Raw genomic sequence first — 17,722 nt, 5'->3', positions numbered from 1 at the left:
GGCGATTAAGTCTTGTAACTTTGGTCAAGCCGCTCTAGCTTGCGTATCAACGCCGGCCAAGCGAATGCACCACCCATGCCGCTGGTTTGCACCCGCATGGCCTCGGCCACACCTTTAACGATGAGCGGATTAACCAGCGTTAACTCGCCACCGGCTTGAGCGCCCAGCTGTATGCTGCAAGTTGATTCAAAGATGTACATGGACAGAAAAGCATCAGCGATAGTTTTACCCACTACCAGTAAGCCGTGGTTGCGCAGCATCAGAAAATTGGCTTGGCCCAGATCAGCTTGCAGACGCGGCTTTTCATCATCCCGAAATGCCACGCCCTCGTAGTCGTGATAAGCCAGCGAGCCCAGCACAAAGGTTGACTGCTGGCTAATAGGCAAGATACCGGCCTTCTGAGCGCTCACAGCGACGCCTGCGCGGGTATGGGTATGGATGACGCAGCCGGCGTCCTCACGGGCTTCATGCACGGCGTTATGGATCACAAAGCCAGCCGGGTTTACCGGAAATGGGGATTCAATCACTTTATTGCACTTCTCGTCGACCTTAACCAGGCTGGAAGCGGTGATCTCGTCAAACATCAGCCCATAAGGATTGATCAGGAAATGGTGTGCATCTGGCCCGCTAACAGAGGTCGGCAGCTTGGCGCTGATATGCGTGAACACCAAATCGCTCCAGCCATACAACGCAACCAAGCGGTAGCAAGCTGCCAAATCGCAGCGCAGTTGCCACTCTTCAGGATTAACAGTTTCTTTGAGTAAGGGAATATTCATATTTGTCTCCATTGGTTTTTAAAAAGCCGCGGATTCAAGTCTGAAGTGCAACTTTGAAACTAACCGGACGGGTGGGTGAGATGTGAGAGCATCCAAGCTTCCCGACCACCAAGTCAAAGTTGCCCAGAATGATTTACACACACCTCACCCGTGACGAACGTTACCAGATTGCAATCCTCGTCAAAGCAAACTTCAATCAAAGTGAAATTGCAAAAATGATGGACCGTGATAAATCGAGCATCAGCCGTGAGTTGCGTCGTAACCGCGGTCTACGAGGCTATCGCCCTAAGCAGGCAAATGACAAAGCCCAAGAACGTAGACTTGCCTGCGCCAATAGTCCTAGAGTTGCTGACTCGACATGGGCTGTAGTGGAGGAAAAGTTGGCTGAGGCTTGGAGCCCCGAACAAATCAGCGGCCACCTCGAAGCTCGATGCCAACCCGGTGTTAGCTATGAGAGCATTTACCAGTACATCTACGCTGACAAACGCGCGGGCGGCAGCTTGCATAAAACACTGCGTTGCCAGAAGACGCGAAAAAAACGCAGCAGCGGCCGTGAACGGCGCGGCACCATCTCTCGCCAGGTCTCAATAGAACTGCGACCCGCCATCGTGCTTGAGCGTGCGCGCTTTGGCGACTGGGAGGCTGATCTGGTGATTGGTGCCGGGCAGAAGCAAGCCCTAGTGACGATTAACGAGCGTGTCTCTCGGTATTCAATAATTTTCCACGTGCCATTCAAAACAGCGCAAGCCGTAGGGGACGCGTTAATCACTTTACTTAAACCATTCGCTCATTGCGTGCACACACTCACGACAGATAACGGCAAGGAATTTTCTCAGCATGAACGAATAGCTTCTGCGCTGAGTGCAGATTTCTTTTTCGCCCATCCATACGCCTCGTGGGAGCGTGGGACAAACGAGAATATGAACGGTTTGATTCGCCAGTTTTTCCCAAAGGGGATGCGCTTTAATTGCATCACCGACGATGACATTGCTTTAGCGATGCACAGGCTCAATCATCGTCCTAGAAAATGTTTGGGGTATCGAACACCGCATCAGGTTTTTATGGAAGAGTTAAAGTCCAACTAACACGCTGTTGCACTTCAAGCTTGAATCCGCCAGCTATTAAATCAAAAGCAGCTAGCACTCTTTGTCTTTGCAAAAGTCTTCTCTAGCTGAGTCAGCGCCTCACGGTAATTAGTCGGCAAGTCGGCCACTAGCCATTAAAACTTGCTCAACAACGGCCTGAACCATTTTGCGCTGGGCCTCGTCCTTGAGATCATCCTGTGCATCAAAAGCATCACCGGCGCGGCCCAGCGCAAAAGCCTTGGGCGCAACCCAGCATTGCAGGTTGAGCATTAAGGGCACTAGATGACTTTGCGAACGCAGCCCGCCCAAGGCACCCGGAGAAGCACTCAGCAAACCGACGACTTTGCCCACAAAAGCTTTGCTGCCACTAGACCATTCGGGGTCTGACTTCACCGGGCTAGAAGCCCAGTCAATCGTGTTTTTGAGCAGAGCTGTGTAACTACCGTTGTACTCAGGCGAGCAAATAATCCAAGCGGAATGGGCGAACATGATTTTTTTCAGCTTCATCACATCAGCCGGTGTACCGTGGCTTTCAAGGTCAGCGTTATACATGGGGATATCAAAGTCAGCCAAATCCAATAGCGTGACTTCAGCGCCAGCGGCGCGGCCCATAGTCGCAGCGACATGGGCGAGTTGGCGATTAAAAGAGGCCTTGCGGGTGCTACCGGCAAAGACTAAAAGTTTGACGGGCAGAGTAGATTTATTCATGCAGTGATTTCACCACACGCATGACAAAGTCCTGATCAAGGTGTGCTAGATGGCAGACCGGTAAAATGCTTAATTTTAAAACCAGCGCAGTTAACCTAGGTGAAGTTAACCTAAGCGTAGTTAGCGATGCGTACTTAGCTAAGCGCATTTGACTTAAGCATAGTCAAGCGCTCAGCCATATTTGGCCAATTACCCAGACCTGTAACGATGATTCGCGGCATGGGGAATGCCACACAATAGAAATTGGAATTTGTCATGTTTTATCCGCAAGAATTTGATGTGATCGTGGTGGGCGGCGGCCATGCCGGCACTGAAGCGGCGCTAGCTGCTAGCCGCATGGGCTGCAAGACTTTGCTGCTGACACACAACATCGAGACCTTAGGCCAGATGAGTTGCAACCCCTCCATAGGCGGCATAGGCAAAGGTCACTTAGTCAAAGAAGTCGATGCCATGGGCGGCGCCATGGCCTTGGCGACCGACGAAGGCGGCATACAGTTCCGCATACTCAACAGCTCAAAAGGCCCCGCTGTACGCGCTACTCGGGCGCAAGCTGATCGCATTTTGTATAAGGCGGCCATCCGCCGCAAGCTGGAGAACCAACCCAATCTGTGGCTGTTCCAGCAAGCTGTCGATGATTTGATCGTCGAAGGTGACAAAGTGGTTGGTGCCATCACGCAAGTTGGCATTAAGTTTCGCGCCCGCACGGTGGTACTGACGGCGGGTACATTTTTAGACGGTAAAATCCACGTAGGCTTGAACAACTACGCCGCAGGCCGGGCGGGGGATCCGCCAGCAGTGTCTCTTTCAAGCCGGCTCAAGGAACTCAAACTACCGCAGGGTCGCCTGAAAACCGGCACGCCGCCGCGCATAGATGGGCGCACCATAGACTTCAGCAAATGCACCGCACAGCCGGGCGACGGCATGCCGGGCGGCATAGCCGGGCAAGTACCGGTGTTCAGTTTTATGGGTGCTGGCATTGCTCACCCTAGACAAGTGCCGTGCTACATCACCCATACCAACGAGCGCACGCACGACATCATCCGCTCGGGCTTTGACCGCAGCCCCATGTTCACCGGCAAGATAGACGGTGTGGGTCCGCGCTACTGCCCCAGCGTAGAAGACAAAATCAATCGCTTTGCAGGCAAAGACAGCCACCAAATTTTCCTGGAGCCCGAAGGCTTGGACACGCATGAGATCTACCCCAACGGTATTTCGACCAGTCTACCTTTCGATATTCAGTACGAGCTGGTGCGTTCCATGGCGGGTATGGAAAACGCACACATCATTCGTCCCGGTTACGCGATTGAGTACGATTACTTTGACCCACGTGCATTGACAACGAGTTTTGAGACGCGCGCTATCAAGGGCTTATTTTTCGCAGGCCAGATTAACGGCACAACCGGATACGAAGAAGCAGCGGCACAAGGCATGTTTGCCGGTATCAACGCAGCGCTGCAGTGTCAGGACAAGCCAGCATGGTTACCTAAGCGAGATGAAGCCTATCTCGGCGTGCTGGTGGACGACCTGATCACCAAAGGTGTGACCGAGCCCTACCGCATGTTTACCAGCCGAGCCGAGTACCGCCTAATGCTGCGCGAAGATAACGCCGATATGCGCTTGACTGAAAAGGGACGCGAACTGGGTCTGGTTGACGATGCACGCTGGGACTCTTTTAACCGTAAGCGCGATGCTGTTTCACGTGAAACACAGCGTTTGAAAGCCATCTGGGTCAATCCCAACAACCTGCCACTGCCAGATGCTGAACGGGTATTTGGCAAAGCCTTGGAACGCGAACACAACTTTGCGGATTTATTGCGCCGGCCCGATGTCAACTACGCAGGCCTAATGTCGCTAGATGGCGGCAAATATATCAACCCCGATATTCAAGGCGGTGAAACCAATGTTTCACGTGAAACAGCACTAGATGCAGACATGGCGAAAAGCGTAGTCGAACAAATAGAAATTAGCGCCAAATACGCGGGTTACATAGATCTGCAAAAACAGGAAGTAGAGCGCACCGCGCATTACGAGAATCTAAAGTTGCCAGTAGACCTAGACTATCTGCAAGTTGCAGCACTGAGTTTTGAGGCACGCCAAACACTGGCTAAACACCGGCCAGAAACCTTGGGCCTGGCATCACGCATTTCGGGTATCACACCAGCAACAGTTTCACTATTACTGGTTCACCTGAAAAAGAATCTATGGAAAAACACTGTAGTCCAAGCCCCTGAGAAAGCACCAGCCCTGTGACCGCCATTGAAAGTGACCTGCGTGCGGGCTTGGCCACACTCAAGCTTGAATTAGGTGAGCATCAAATCACGCAGCTTCTGAGCTACCTGAATATGATTGCCAAGTGGACCAAGGTCTACAACCTTACCGCCGTGCGTGACCCTGCCGAAATGTTGACCCACCATTTGCTAGACAGCCTCGCAGCAATCACACCATTGAGGCAACATTTACGAAAAACAGGACAAGAAAAAAGCAGTCGTCTTCTTGATGTTGGTTCAGGCGCAGGATTACCGGGAATTGTGATTGCTATTTGCTGCCCCACGATTGCGGTGAGCTGCGTCGACGCTGTTGCCAAGAAAACTGCGTTTATGCGCCAAGCCGCGCTAGAGCTTAAGCTTCCCAATCTCACAGGACTGCATGCACGCGTAGAAACAATTACCCAAGCCTTTGATGTGATTTGTTCCCGCGCTTTTGCGTCCCTTCCCGATTTCACCAATTGGTCTGAAAAAGCACTAGCTCCAGGTGGTGTGTGGCTTGCTATGAAAGGCAAACATCCGAATGAAGAACTGGCGGGCTTAGCGCCAAACATTGAAGTGTTTCACGTGGAACAACTTCAGGTACCAGGACTGGCCGCAGAGCGCTGCATCATCTGGATGCAACAAAAAAACCCAATCTAAGCGCAAAGCAGGGCTTACAGCAACACTTCAGCCTACTTGTCTGTCGTAAACTCAAGCCCTCCTATATTCTCAGGGTTTGCAATGGGTTCTTTTGCCGGAATCGCCGATTACGGCACTTTTGTAGCTGCCATCATATTATTCCTACTGGTTCCAGGACCCGGCAATTTGGCACTCATCACATCGACTAGCAAGGGCGGTGTCTCCGGTGGTTTAGGCGCTACGCTAGGTGTTATGGCAGGTGACCAAGTATTACTCTGGGCAGCAGTGGCTGGCGTCTCAGCCCTCATGAGCGCATACCCAAATGCTTTTCACGCCGTGCAATGGCTGGGCGCGACTTATTTAGCTTGGCTAGGCAGCAAGATGCTACTGGCCAAACCGGGCGCAGCACCCATTTTGAAAATAAAGCCGCATCACTATATGCGCCAATCGCTTTTCATCACCCTGCTCAACCCCAAAGCTATCGTTTTTTACTTGGCTTTTTTTCCGCTGTTCGTAGATCCTGCTCAGCATCAAGGCATCACGACTTTTGGCGTGATGGCAGCAACAATTGCCGTACTGACTTTCCTCTACGGCTTAATCGTCGTCATACTGACGTATTACCTAGCCGAACGTATGCGCGCCAACCCAAAAATTGTCATGGCGCTAGAGAAAGCTGCCGGTGTTTTTCTTATAGGCTTTGGCCTAAAGCTAGCACTGACGAGATAAAGCCTAGCCATCCCTTTTCACAGAACAACAACTACCCACATGGCCAAAATATTCTGCATCGCCAACCAAAAAGGCGGCGTCGGCAAAACCACAACTGCCATTAATCTCGCCGCCGGTCTGGCTAAGCTTGGTCAGCGCGTACTCATGATTGACTTAGACCCACAGGGCAATGCCACCATGGGTTCAGGGATTGATAAACGCAAACTCGCCCTTACCGTTTACGACGTCTTGCTTGAATCGGCCACGATTGCAGAAGCAATTGTCAAAAGCGACAAGCTGGTGCAAAGCGGTTGCAGCTACGACATTCTGGGCGCAAACCGAGAGTTGGCTGGCGCCGAGATAGAACTGGTTGAAGTCACACGCCGCGAAAAACGCCTCAAACTCGCACTAGCCCAAGTCGACACTGAATACGACTTTGTACTGATAGATTGCCCACCGTCGCTGTCCATGTTGACCCTGAATGGTTTGTGCTGCGCACACGGCGTTATCGTGCCCATGCAGTGCGAATATTTCGCGCTCGAAGGTCTGACGGATCTGGTCAACACCATCAAGCAGGTACATGCCAATTTGAACAAGGACTTGCAAATCATTGGCCTGCTACGCGTGATGTTCGATCCGCGCATTACCTTGCAACAGCAGGTAAGCGAGCAGCTAAAAGAGCATTTCTCGGACAAGGTTTTCAACACCGTGATTCCACGCAATGTCAGATTAGCAGAGGCACCTAGCTATGGCCTGCCAGGCGTGGTGTTCGACCCTAGCGCCAAAGGTGCACAGGCATTTGTGAATTTTGCACAAGAGATGGTCGAGAGGGTCAAAACAATGAACCACAAACCAGCCCAACCGTAATCACCAACCAGTCTCAGCACCTACGCACTCAATAAATTGCTATATAAATCATAGCAAAATAGCAATATAGCCGCCTTATGACGACCCACGTATTGATACTTCCTGGCTGGCAAAATAGCGGCCCATCCCACTGGCAAAGTCTTTGGGAAAAAAGCTTGGGCTATACCAGAGTCGAGCAACATGACTGGATCAAACCCTTGCGCGGTGATTGGATAGCGCGGCTTGAAGAAACACTGCTGGATCTGCCTGAGCAAGATAATGCCGTTCTAGTAGCGCACAGCTTAGGCTGCATTCAAGTTGCCGCTTGGGCTGCACACTCAATCAACACGCAGCGCGTCAAAGCAGCACTACTAGTAGCACCAGCAGATGTGGAGCGTGAAGACATGCGCCAGATACTGCCTAGCTGGGCACCAATAGCGCGCCAACGCTTGGGCTTTAAAAGCCTAGTCTATGCCAGCAGCAACGACACTTATTGCAGCCTAGAGCGCAGCACCAGCTTTGCCAAAGACTGGGGAGCAACATTGCTATTAGCAGGTGAGCGCGGTCACCTCAACGGCCAAAGCAATTTAGGCGATTGGCCAGAGGCGCAAGCACAGTTGCAACGCCTCATGAATCAAGCCTGAACCACCTGCACGCTACACAACAACATCGATAAAAGGAACTCGCCACATGGCCACAAAAAAACCAAAGGGACTGGGTCGCGGACTGGAAGCGTTGCTCGGTCCAAGAGTTAACGAGCCCGAGGGACCAGACAGCATTAACTACAGCAATGCCGACCCCGGAAGCATAAGCAGCCCAGGTCTGCCAGCGTCTCTTAGGCTGCAAGATATGGTGGCCGGCCAATACCAACCGCGCACTCGTATGGACGAGGGCGCACTTTATGAATTGGCTGAATCCATCAAAGCACAAGGCATCATGCAGCCGATACTGGTGCGCCGGCTGACCAGTGGACCGAATGACGGGAAATACGAAATCATTGCTGGTGAGCGCCGTTTTAGGGCTGCCAAAATTGCCGGTTTAGACAGCGTTCCGGTACTGGTGCGCGACGTGCCGGATGAAGCTGCGGCGGCCATGGCGTTGATTGAAAATATTCAGCGCGAAGACCTTAACCCACTTGAAGAAGCACAAGGTTTGCAGCGACTGGTGAAAGAATTTGGCCTCACCCATGAGCTAGCGGCGCAAGCTGTAGGCAGGTCACGCAGTGCTGCCTCCAACTTATTACGCCTGCTCAATCTTGCCGAGCCAGTGCAATCAATGTTGATGGCGGGTGATATCGATATGGGTCATGCAAGAGCCTTGCTCAGCCTAGACCGCGCGACTCAAATTACAGCGGCTAATCAGATCGCAGCGAAAAAAATGTCAGTACGCGAGACTGAGAATCTAGTCAAAAAACTGGGTGCTGAATTTTCTTTACAGCCGCAAAAAGCCAGTAAGGAAAAGTCACGTGATACCAAAAGAGTAGAAGAAGAATTGGCTGATTTACTCATGGCTGAAGTTGAGGTGCGAATCAAAAAACAAGTCAAACGCAATGGCCGTCGAGAAGACATGGGCGAGCTAGCAATTGCATTTTCATCCATGGATGAATTAAACGGTTTAATTGAACGTTTACGCGGTGGTCAATAATACGTTTTGCGTGCCGCCACTAGACCTGCTCACGTAAAACGCGACAGATACAATGTTTAAAAAAAATATTTGGTATTGATTTTTTGCGTTGAATATATCGCGCTAAAAAGTTATAAAACAGATAGTCAGCAAAATAAATCAAATGCGCTTATGTATCAGCGATACTGTATTTTTAATACCTACTGTTGCAAGCAAAAGGCTAATTAGCAAGCAGACATAACCAGCACCATGACCGTTGCCACAACTGCCACTACACCTCTTAGCTTTGAAATAAAAAGCGCCAATCTTGCGCTAGTTGCTCTGATGCTTAAGTCAACAGATTTAGCTTTACTCGGCAGTGAATTCAAACTTCGCTTTGGTGACATACCTGATTTTTTCGATCAAGATGCACTAGTGATTGATTTGACACCACTGCAAAGCTCGGACACTGCCGTTTCACCCATCGACATAACCGCACTTATAGCGCTGCTGCGCCAATACCGGCTGCAACCCATGTCCATACGCGGTGGCAACGAATCACAAATGGCAGCCGGCCAAGCAGCCGGTTTAATAGCCGTCCCAGACGCCTACCTAAACGCTAACGCGGCTAAAAATAAAGCGGCTAAAAAAAGCGATGTGACGGTTAAAGAAATTCAAACAGCTACTCCAGTTTCAACCAAAGAAAGTCACACCCTCGCGGTGAATTCTGCAGACAGCCAACTTAGCGCCATGATTATTGACAAGCCATTGCGCTCAGGCCAACAAGTCTATGCACGTGGCCGTGACTTGGTAGTGATGGCAATGGTTAACGCAGGTGCAGAGGTCATCGCTGACGGTCATATTCATGTTTACGCCCCGCTGCGTGGAAAAGCCATGGCAGGTGCACGCGGCAATACAGATGCGCGCATCTTTGCGCTTTCCATGGAAGCCGAGCTTCTCAGCATCGCTGGTGTCTACAGAACCAGTGAACATAAGCTACCCACCAATGTTTTTGGCAAACCCACACAGATTCGCCTTATGACCAGCGCTAACGGTGACAAACTAATCCTTGACCCGCTGAGTAGTTAAAACCCAGATCACCTTGTTTAAAGGAATAAAGAATTCATGGCAAAAATAATAGTCGTCACATCAGGCAAAGGCGGCGTCGGTAAAACTACCACCAGCGCCAGCTTTGCATCCGGCCTTGCACTAAGAGGTCACAAAACAGCAGTGATTGACTTTGATGTGGGTCTGCGCAATCTTGATTTAATCATGGGCTGCGAGCGCAGAGTTGTTTACGATTTAATCAATGTGATTCAAGGCGAAGCCACTCTCAATCAAGCGCTCATCAAAGACAAGCAGTGCAATAATTTATTTGTATTAGCCGCTTCACAAACTCGCGACAAAGATGCGTTGACCCGAGAGGGTGTAGAAAAAGTGCTTTCCGACTTAGCGGCAATGGACTTTGAATACATCGTTTGCGATTCACCCGCTGGCATAGAAACAGGCGCAATGATGGCCATGCACTTTGCTGACGAAGCGTTGATAGTGACCAATCCAGAAGTCTCTTCAGTGCGCGATTCGGACCGTATATTAGGCATGCTTGCCAGCAAAACCAAACGTGCAATAGACGGTGGTGATCCTATTAAAGAGCACCTGCTCATCACACGCTACAACCCAAATCGTGTTGACCAAGGCCAGATGCTGTCAATAGAAGACATACAAGACATATTACGTATCAAGCTAATCGGTGTTATACCTGAATCTGAATCCGTACTGCAAGCCTCCAACCAAGGCGTACCTGTCGTACACATGGAAGGCAGCGACGTATCAGAAGCTTATAGGGACGTAATAGATCGTTTTTTAGGCGACAGCGACAAACCCATGCGATTTATCGATATACAAAAAAACAGCTTTTTCAAGCGTTTGTTTGGAGGGAAATAAAACACCATGGCCTCATTCTTATCTTTCTTGCTCGGTGAGAAGAAGAAAACTGCCAACGTCGCAAAAGAGCGACTGCAGATAATTCTTGCACACGAGCGCAGTGGTCGTCACCCAAAACCAGAATATATGGCCGACCTACAAAGAGACCTGTTGGCTGTCATCGCTAAATATATCCCGATCAACCTTGACGATATCAAAGTTAGTGTGGACAGACAGGACAATCTTGACGTTCTTGAAGTGAAGATAGAACTACCGGACAAAAAGTAAATTAGCCAAAATAAAAATAAGCTGAATCGATCACATTTCATAAAATTCGACATCGGAAAAAAATTTCTCGCTAAGAAATACCGATGGAAAATATAGCGAAATAAAAATTCAGCGTTTTTGGTTTTAAGCATTTGTACAAATGCAAATTACGTGTCTAATTTTTGATTAGCCAATAAGTTTTGATGCGAATCAGAAACTCTGCTCTGTTGCCAACTGATATTTTTTTGTGCGCTGCCTATGATTTCTGCATCAGGAGAAACACCCCAAGCCATAGCGGTTGTTAACACCACCAGTGATGGAATCGCACGCAGATAACGTCTATGCCAGAAAATTTTTTGAATCATGACTTACCCCTTTCGAAATAAATCATTTTGCGTTTCTCACAAGTCGATATGACATGTGGCGTGTTTAAATTTGTAAAATAAGATCAGCAACTGTGTGCCAATTGCTTGGCAAACAAAGCCGGTAAACCATATTTGGCGCAGCGTTGAACCGACCTTAAAAATGCATGGTCAGGCTGATTAACACCGTGAGTCAAACGCAGGTCATGTTGCATTTGAACCAGTAAAGCCGTAGCCATTTCAGCATCAGCCATAGCCCTGTGCGCACGAACCGCTTTAGGTAAATTGAGGAATTCCACCAAACGGCCCAATTGATGACTGGGAGATTGCGGATACAAGCGCCTAGAAAGCAGCAGAGTACAGATAAAGTCTTGCGTAGATGGCTGATCTGCTTGATTCATCTCAGCCTGCCAAAAACGCCTGTCAAACGCCGCGTTATGCGCCGCCATCGGTATTGAACCAACAAAACGACTAGCCTCACACATAACACTTTGTGCAGAAGGCGCAGAAGCCAACATTGCGTTGCTGATGCCAGTAAAAGTTTCAATAAAACTAGGAATATGTTTACCCGTATTCATAAGACTTTGAAACCTATCCACCACTTGACCTGATTGAAGCAACACAATCGCAATTTCGGTTGCTCTGTCTCCCATAGCGGGCGATAAGCCAGTAGTTTCAAAATCAATGACGGCTATCAAGTAACAGACTCCTAAAAATCTTGAATATAAAAACGTTTTAACAAAACAAAAAAAATTGAAAAACTGTCTGATTTATCTTAGATAAATAAAATTTAAATTTTGAAAGCAACAAAAAATCCGTTTATTTCAACGGATTTTTTGCAGGCAAAGTGATTGTCAAAATCACTATCAATCAACTAGGTCACTTCAAATATTAAATATCAATATTTCCAGCTCTGAGCGCATTTTTTTCAATGAACTCACGGCGCGGTTCAACGTCGTCACCCATCAGCATAGTGAACACGTGATCGGCTTCTATCGCATCATCGATTTGCACGCGTAGCAAGCGCCTAACTTGAGGATCCATAGTCGTTTCCCAAAGTTGCTCTGGATTCATTTCACCCAGACCTTTGTAGCGTTGACGAGAAGTCACGTTTTCAGCTTGGGCAATTAACCAACGCATAGCTTGGCGGAAATCAGTGACTTTTTCTTCCTTCTGGCGCTCGCCCTCACCGCGTGTCACCTTAGCGCCCACACCAATCAAACCGCGAAAGGTTTCCGCAGCATCAGCTAAGGACGCGTAATCCAAACCACGCACAAAATCCTGCGTCAAAATACTGCTTTTAACGTTGCCGTGATGACGACGACTGATACGCAATATGGGCTTATCGGTGCGCTCATCAAACTCGCCTGCTACTTCAGCGGTCGGTAAATATTGCTGCAACAAGGCGGCTGATTCTTTCGCTTCAGCCAATGTTTCCAAATTCAGACTCACGCCATCTGCAATGGTTTTCAAGGCTTCTGCGTCCATAAAGCCGCGCAAACGGTTGATAACGGATTCAGCCAGTTGATGCTTGCGCGCCAATTCGCCTAAGGCCTCTCCATTGAGCAGAGTGTTATCCGAACCACCTGTGTGAACCGCCGCATCACGCAGCGCGATACGAAGCAAGAAACTATCTAGGGCGCCAGAATCTTTTAGGTATTGCTCTTCTTTGCCGGCTTTCACTTTATAAAGCGGTGGCTGTGCAATATAGATATGACCACGCTCAACTAACTCAGGCATCTGACGATAGAAGAATGTCAACAGCAAAGTTCGAATGTGGGCGCCGTCAACGTCAGCATCGGTCATGATGATGATGCGGTGATAACGTAATTTCGCGACATTAAAGTCATCATTACCAGTGCTGCCGCCAGCTTTACCGATACCTGTACCCAGCGCGGTGATCAAGGTCAATATTTCGTTACTGGTGAGTAATTTTTCATAGCGGGCTTTTTCAACATTCAGTATCTTGCCGCGCAAAGGCAAAATTGCCTGAAATTTTCGGTCGCGTCCTTGTTTCGCAGAACCGCCAGCGGAATCTCCCTCGACCAGGTAAATCTCGCACATGGCGGGATCTTTTTCTTGGCAATCTGCCAGCTTTCCTGGCAAGCCCATACCGTCAAGCACACCCTTGCGGCGAGTCATGTCTCTGGCTTTTCGCGCGGCCTCACGTGCGCGCGCAGCTTCAATAATCTTTCCCACAATTATTTTGGCGTCTGCAGGGCGTTCTTGTAGATAGTCGTGCAAAAGTTTGCTAACAATATCTTCGACCGGGCCGCGCACTTCGCTAGAGACGAGTTTGTCTTTGGTTTGACTTGAAAATTTTGGTTCAGGAACTTTGACACTCAGAACACAGCACAAGCCTTCTCGCATATCGTCGCCAGTGACTTCAACCTTGGCTTTTTTGGCTATTTCAGAATCATCAATATACTTATTAATTACTCTGGTCATAGCCGCACGTAAACCCGTTAAGTGCGTACCACCATCTCGTTGCGGAATATTGTTGGTAAAACAAAGCACTTGCTCGCTGTAGCCACTATTCCACTGCATAGCTACTTCAACGCCGATATTGGTTCCCTGGTCGCTCTGCCTGTCACCCATTGCGGCGAAGACGTTCGGGTTTAAAACCGTTTTACCTTTGTTAATGAAGTCAACAAAACCTTTGACACCACCAGCACCAGCGAAATTATCTTCCTTACCATTGCGCTCATCTTTAAGATGAATTTTTACGCCTTTGTTGAGAAAACTCAGTTCACGCAGACGTTTACTTAAGATTTCATAATGGAAATCGTTATTTTCTTTAAAAATATCTGTATCCGGCAAGAAGTGCACTTCAGTGCCGCGCTTATCGGTATCGCCCAACACCTTCATGGGTGAGATTTCAGCACCATCGAGTTGCTGAATAATTCGGTTTTGTACAAAACCTTTGGAGAACTCCATGACGTGCACTTTGCCGTCACGTCGAATCGTCAAACGCAGCATTTTGCTCAGCGCATTAACGCAACTCACGCCGACGCCATGCAAGCCGCCAGAAACTTTATAGCTATTTTGATTAAATTTTCCACCCGCATGCAACTCGGTCAAGGCGATTTCAGCAGCTGAACGCTTGGGTTCATGCTTGTCATCCATTTTGATGCCGGTCGGAATACCGCGGCCATTGTCTGTCACGCTGACGGAGTTATCCGTGTGAATCGTGACTGTGATTTCATCGCAATGCCCAGCGAGTGATTCATCAATAGAGTTGTCAACGACTTCAAACACCATGTGGTGCAAACCAGAGCCGTCTGATGTATCGCCAATATACATACCAGGGCGCTTACGCACGGCTTCTAGGCCCTCTAAAATTTGAATCGACTCCTCCCCATATGCAGCGGACGCACCAGCCTGATTCGCATCAATAGTTGGCTGGAAATTAGAGCTCCCTTCAAGCGCAGCACCGTCGCGAACCTGTGATAGGTCTCCCACTGGGGGATCTTGATCTTTGTTTACATCGGTCATAAGGGGTTTTTCTTTCGAATTTCTTCGATTTTTTCAATCTCTAGAATGAAAAAACCCGCTAAATCCACGCGGATAGCGAGCCTAATCAATTGCGGCAAAAGCAGGATGTTTTAAATCCGCATCGGCATAACAACGTACTTAAATGTTGAGTTATCAGGAATCGTCAACAAAGCTGAACTGTTGGAATCAGACAATTCAATTTTGACCATGTCTTGATTCATATTTGACAAAGCATCGATTAAATAAGTGACGTTAAAGCCGATTTCGATGGAGTCACCACCGTAGTCAATATCAAGTTCATCGATCGCTTCTTCTTGTTCCGCATTGTTACTGGCAACACGCAAAGTACCTGGATCGATATTGAGTCTGACGCCTTTAAATTTTTCACTGGTCAAAATAGCCGTGCGCTGCAAGCTAGCGAGCAAAGGCACGCGGCCTAAAGTGATGATGTTTTTGTGATTTTTAGGAATCACACGGTTGTAATCAGGAAATTTACCTTCAACCAATTTAGTTACAAATTCCATGCCATCGAAGCTAAATTTAGCTTGATTTCCAGCAAATTGCATCTCGATTGCACCCTCTTTATCGCTCAATAAGCGCTGCATTTCCAACACTGTTTTACGCGGCAATATGACTTCTTGCTTTGGTACTTCAACGTCCAAAATAGCCGATGAATAAGCTAATCGATGTCCGTCAGTGGCGACCAAACTCAGTTGCTTTCCTTCTGCGACAAACAAAATACCGTTCAGGTAGTAACGAATGTCGTGCACTGCCATGGCAAAAGAGACTTGATTTAAAAGCTCTTTTAAAGTTTTTTGTGGAACCGAAAAAACCGGTCCAAAACTGGCCGCTTCCTGCACCAGTGGAAAATCCTCTGCTGGCATTGTTTGCAAAGTAAACCGGCTTTTTCCGCCTTTTAGTATTAATTTATTCTGTGCAGATTCCAAAGTTACCGTTTGATCGCTGGGCATAGATCGCAAGATATCGATTAATTTTCGTGCGCCAACAGTCGTCGTGAAATTTCCAATATCGCCTTCCAGTTCGGCGCTTTTACGAATTTGAATTTCAAGATCACTGGTAGTTAATTGCAAAAGTGAGCCGGTTTTCCGGATCAATACATTGGCAAGAATCGGCAGTGTGTGTCTGCGTTCGACTATACCAGCGACGGATTGGAGAACTGCTAAAACTTTATCTTGGGGGGCTTTCAGAACGATCATGTCTTCCTCTTATTTCTCTTTAATATCTTTAATTCAAATTAGTAGTAGTAGTAAGGGTCGCACCAAACTGTGGATATTGCCATTTTCCCCTTTTAAATCAGTTGCTTAGCTGATGTTTAACTATGTGCTGCGCCTACTCTTAACCAATCTCGTCAAAATGAATAACTTTTAACTTCCGCCTTTGCCTGTGGATAAGTACCTAGTTATTAAAAACTTATACCCAGACTTATACGGCAAAATTTTTTTTCTTTTTTTATTAATAAATCGTTTTTTCAGTAATTTTTAGTGGCGATCAACCTTTTAAGGTTTGCTCGAGTACATGCAACTGTTGATTTAATTCCGTCATTAGCTGGCGTTCAGCGGACATTTTTCTCACTGCGTGCAGCACCGTTGTGTGATCTCGACCGCCGAAAAGTTCACCAATCTCGGGCAAACTCTTTTGCGTTAGCTCTTTTGCTAGGTACATAGCAATTTGTCTCGGTCTTGCGATGCTCGCAGGACGTTTTTTTGAATACATGTCAGCTACTTTGATCTTGTAGTAGTCTGCGACGGTTTTCTGAATATTTTCGACGGAAATTTGTCTATTTTGGATAGATAACAAGTCTCGAAGTGCGTCTCTTGCCAGCTGGATAGTGATTTCTTTTTGGTTAAAACGTGAATAGGCCAGAATTTTGCGCAACGCACCTTCAAGTTCACGCACGTTAGAGCGTACGTTCTTAGCTACAAAGAACGCGACCTCTTCTGGCATCAGCGTTCCTTCAACTTCGGCTTTGCGAATCAGTATGGCTACGCGCATCTCTAATTCCGGCGGCTCTATCGCGACTGTTAGGCCTGAGTCAAATCGTGATACCAAGCGCTCATGTATATCCGTCAGCCCCTTTGGATAGGTATCGCTAGTCATCACAATGTGCGATTTTTTAGTGAGTAAGGCTTCAAAAGCGTTAAAAAACTCTTCTTGTGTTCGATCTTTATTCGCAAAAAACTGAACGTCATCTATCAGCAGCAGATCTAGAGAGTGATAACGCTCTTTGAATTCATCGAAGGTTTTACGTTGATAGGCTTTGACTACATCAGAGACAAATTGCTCTGCATGTATGTAAAGGACTTTTGCGTTTGGGTTATCGCCCTGTAACTTGTTGCCTATGGCGTGCATTAAGTGGGTTTTCCCTAAACCTACGCCGCCATAGATAAATAATGGGTTGTAGAGTTGACCCAAACTGCTTGATACGTGTAGAGCCGCAGCTCTGCCCATGCGGTTTGCCGTTCCTTCAATGAGTGTGTCGAAAGTCAGCGCTGTATTTAGGCGACTTTTGAACGGCATATTGGCAGGATCTTCAACTATTCCTGTTGCGACTGGTTCTGGATTAGCTGAGCCTTCAAAATTTCGCAACACAGTTGTAGGTCTAACAACAGACTCCCGCGGAGCAAGCGCTAACTCAAGAACAATATGTTGACCAGAAATTTTCTCCAACAAAACGGATATACGGGCTGCGTATTGCGCGCGTATCCAGTCCAGCTTGAAACGGTTGCCAACTTGGATAGTGACTTTTGACAAATCGCTGGTGACTTCAGCCGCCAATGGCCGAATCCAAGTGTTAAATTGCTGTTCAGGTAACTCTTGGGCTAACTGCTCGATGCAGGTTTGCCAGAGGCTTTGACCGAGATTGCTATTTACCTCGCTCATGACGGGCGACGCTTGAAAAAGAGCTTGATTTGGCTTGAAGTCGTGCTGACTAAGCCTTTAAAAGTTGTTGAATGCTTGTGGATATTATGAATTTTTGACACCCGCAATTGTAGTCCGGTAGCAAGTTATCCACAAACGCTTTTGTTCTGACCTTTCGCCTCCATGCC

General features: G+C 48.0%; 17 protein-coding genes. 10 read left to right on the top strand and 7 right to left on the bottom strand.

All coding sequences use genetic code 11. The annotated features are described in order from the left end of the window. Positions 1-5: 5 nt before the first annotated feature. The gene (locus HC248_RS00085) at positions 6-776 is read right to left on the bottom strand and encodes a class II aldolase/adducin family protein (protein WP_168920699.1); all 771 of its coding nucleotides are present in this window, start codon (positions 774-776) and stop codon (positions 6-8) included. 128 nt (positions 777-904) lie between these two features. Between HC248_RS00085 and HC248_RS00080 the strand changes: the two genes are divergently transcribed. Next, on the top strand, positions 905-1,861 hold the full coding sequence (locus tag HC248_RS00080; RefSeq protein WP_168920698.1) for an IS30 family transposase: 957 nt from the start codon (positions 905-907) through the stop codon (positions 1,859-1,861). Between the two features lie 108 nt (positions 1,862-1,969). Here HC248_RS00080 and HC248_RS00075 read toward each other — a convergent pair whose 3' ends face one another. Further along, entirely contained in the window at positions 1,970-2,569 is a 600-nt protein-coding gene (locus tag HC248_RS00075; RefSeq protein WP_168920697.1) for an NADPH-dependent FMN reductase, read from the bottom strand. A gap of 255 nt (positions 2,570-2,824) precedes the next feature. On the opposite strand from HC248_RS00075, the gene mnmG reads away from it, so the two are divergent. From mnmG to minE, 9 genes are all read left to right on the top strand, one after another. After that, complete coding sequence (gene mnmG, locus HC248_RS00070) at positions 2,825-4,819, top strand: tRNA uridine-5-carboxymethylaminomethyl(34) synthesis enzyme MnmG (protein ID WP_168920696.1); 1,995 nt, start codon at positions 2,825-2,827, stop codon at positions 4,817-4,819. After that, the gene (rsmG, locus tag HC248_RS00065) at positions 4,816-5,475 is read left to right on the top strand and encodes a 16S rRNA (guanine(527)-N(7))-methyltransferase RsmG (protein ID WP_168920695.1); all 660 of its coding nucleotides are present in this window, start codon (positions 4,816-4,818) and stop codon (positions 5,473-5,475) included. The genes mnmG and rsmG overlap by 4 nt, the downstream gene beginning before the upstream one ends. Before the next feature lie 81 nt (positions 5,476-5,556). Beyond that, positions 5,557-6,180, top strand: a complete 624-nt coding sequence (locus HC248_RS00060; RefSeq protein WP_168920694.1) for a LysE family transporter — start codon at positions 5,557-5,559, stop codon at positions 6,178-6,180. 39 nt (positions 6,181-6,219) lie between these two features. Further along, a complete protein-coding gene (locus tag HC248_RS00055; protein ID WP_168920693.1) occupies positions 6,220-7,026 on the top strand; it encodes a ParA family protein in 807 nt (268 codons plus the stop codon). A 77-nt stretch (positions 7,027-7,103) separates the two neighbouring features. Beyond that, a complete protein-coding gene (locus HC248_RS00050) occupies positions 7,104-7,649 on the top strand; it encodes an RBBP9/YdeN family alpha/beta hydrolase (RefSeq protein ID WP_168920692.1) in 546 nt (181 codons plus the stop codon). Between the two features lie 46 nt (positions 7,650-7,695). After that, positions 7,696-8,649, top strand: coding sequence for a ParB/RepB/Spo0J family partition protein (locus tag HC248_RS00045; RefSeq protein ID WP_168920691.1), 954 nt, complete (start codon positions 7,696-7,698; stop codon positions 8,647-8,649). Between the two features lie 228 nt (positions 8,650-8,877). Then, positions 8,878-9,696: a septum site-determining protein MinC gene (gene minC / locus HC248_RS00040; protein WP_168920690.1), complete on the top strand. Its 819-nt coding sequence runs from the start codon at positions 8,878-8,880 to the stop codon at positions 9,694-9,696. A 36-nt stretch (positions 9,697-9,732) separates the two neighbouring features. Further along, positions 9,733-10,551, top strand: a complete 819-nt coding sequence (gene minD, locus HC248_RS00035) for a septum site-determining protein MinD (RefSeq protein ID WP_168920689.1) — start codon at positions 9,733-9,735, stop codon at positions 10,549-10,551. Positions 10,552-10,557: 6 nt separating this feature from the next. Further along, complete coding sequence (gene minE, locus HC248_RS00030) at positions 10,558-10,818, top strand: cell division topological specificity factor MinE (protein ID WP_168920688.1); 261 nt, start codon at positions 10,558-10,560, stop codon at positions 10,816-10,818. A gap of 146 nt (positions 10,819-10,964) precedes the next feature. Here minE and HC248_RS00025 read toward each other — a convergent pair whose 3' ends face one another. The 5 genes from HC248_RS00025 to dnaA form a co-directional block, all read right to left on the bottom strand. Further along, positions 10,965-11,162: a hypothetical protein gene (locus tag HC248_RS00025; protein ID WP_168920677.1), complete on the bottom strand. Its 198-nt coding sequence runs from the start codon at positions 11,160-11,162 to the stop codon at positions 10,965-10,967. 83 nt (positions 11,163-11,245) lie between these two features. Then, entirely contained in the window at positions 11,246-11,857 is a 612-nt protein-coding gene (locus HC248_RS00020; protein WP_272953628.1) for a 3'-5' exonuclease, read from the bottom strand. A gap of 193 nt (positions 11,858-12,050) precedes the next feature. Continuing rightward, positions 12,051-14,654 carry a DNA topoisomerase (ATP-hydrolyzing) subunit B gene (gene gyrB, locus HC248_RS00015; protein ID WP_168920687.1) on the bottom strand — a complete coding sequence of 868 codons (2,604 nt, stop codon included), beginning with the start codon at positions 14,652-14,654 and terminating at the stop codon, positions 12,051-12,053. Positions 14,655-14,764: 110 nt separating this feature from the next. Next, on the bottom strand, positions 14,765-15,871 hold the full coding sequence (gene dnaN, locus HC248_RS00010; protein WP_168920686.1) for a DNA polymerase III subunit beta: 1,107 nt from the start codon (positions 15,869-15,871) through the stop codon (positions 14,765-14,767). Between the two features lie 292 nt (positions 15,872-16,163). Next, entirely contained in the window at positions 16,164-17,555 is a 1,392-nt protein-coding gene (gene dnaA / locus HC248_RS00005; RefSeq protein WP_168920685.1) for a chromosomal replication initiator protein DnaA, read from the bottom strand. Positions 17,556-17,722: the final 167 nt, after the last annotated feature.

Source organism: Polaromonas vacuolata (assembly GCF_012584515.1).
Lineage (GTDB): Bacteria > Pseudomonadota > Gammaproteobacteria > Burkholderiales > Burkholderiaceae_C > Polaromonas > Polaromonas vacuolata.
The sequence above is the reverse complement of the archived record's forward strand: the minus strand, read 5'-3'. Positions and strand labels throughout refer to the sequence as shown.

Excerpts from the sequence above, each read along its gene's own strand:
- HC248_RS00085 (WP_168920699.1), bottom strand. The coding sequence starts at position 776 with ATGAATATTCCCTTACTCAAAGAAACTGTTAATCCTGAAGAGTGGCAA.
- HC248_RS00080 (WP_168920698.1), top strand. The coding sequence starts at position 905 with ATGATTTACACACACCTCACCCGTGACGAACGTTACCAGATTGCAATC.
- HC248_RS00075 (WP_168920697.1), bottom strand. The coding sequence starts at position 2,569 with ATGAATAAATCTACTCTGCCCGTCAAACTTTTAGTCTTTGCCGGTAGC.
- mnmG (WP_168920696.1), top strand. The coding sequence starts at position 2,825 with ATGTTTTATCCGCAAGAATTTGATGTGATCGTGGTGGGCGGCGGCCAT.
- HC248_RS00060 (WP_168920694.1), top strand. The coding sequence starts at position 5,557 with ATGGGTTCTTTTGCCGGAATCGCCGATTACGGCACTTTTGTAGCTGCC.
- HC248_RS00055 (WP_168920693.1), top strand. The coding sequence starts at position 6,220 with ATGGCCAAAATATTCTGCATCGCCAACCAAAAAGGCGGCGTCGGCAAA.
- HC248_RS00050 (WP_168920692.1), top strand. The coding sequence starts at position 7,104 with ATGACGACCCACGTATTGATACTTCCTGGCTGGCAAAATAGCGGCCCA.
- HC248_RS00045 (WP_168920691.1), top strand. The coding sequence starts at position 7,696 with ATGGCCACAAAAAAACCAAAGGGACTGGGTCGCGGACTGGAAGCGTTG.
- minC (WP_168920690.1), top strand. The coding sequence starts at position 8,878 with ATGACCGTTGCCACAACTGCCACTACACCTCTTAGCTTTGAAATAAAA.
- minD (WP_168920689.1), top strand. The coding sequence starts at position 9,733 with ATGGCAAAAATAATAGTCGTCACATCAGGCAAAGGCGGCGTCGGTAAA.
- minE (WP_168920688.1), top strand. The coding sequence starts at position 10,558 with ATGGCCTCATTCTTATCTTTCTTGCTCGGTGAGAAGAAGAAAACTGCC.
- HC248_RS00025 (WP_168920677.1), bottom strand. The coding sequence starts at position 11,162 with ATGATTCAAAAAATTTTCTGGCATAGACGTTATCTGCGTGCGATTCCA.
- gyrB (WP_168920687.1), bottom strand. The coding sequence starts at position 14,654 with ATGACCGATGTAAACAAAGATCAAGATCCCCCAGTGGGAGACCTATCA.
- dnaN (WP_168920686.1), bottom strand. The coding sequence starts at position 15,871 with ATGATCGTTCTGAAAGCCCCCCAAGATAAAGTTTTAGCAGTTCTCCAA.
- dnaA (WP_168920685.1), bottom strand. The coding sequence starts at position 17,555 with ATGAGCGAGGTAAATAGCAATCTCGGTCAAAGCCTCTGGCAAACCTGC.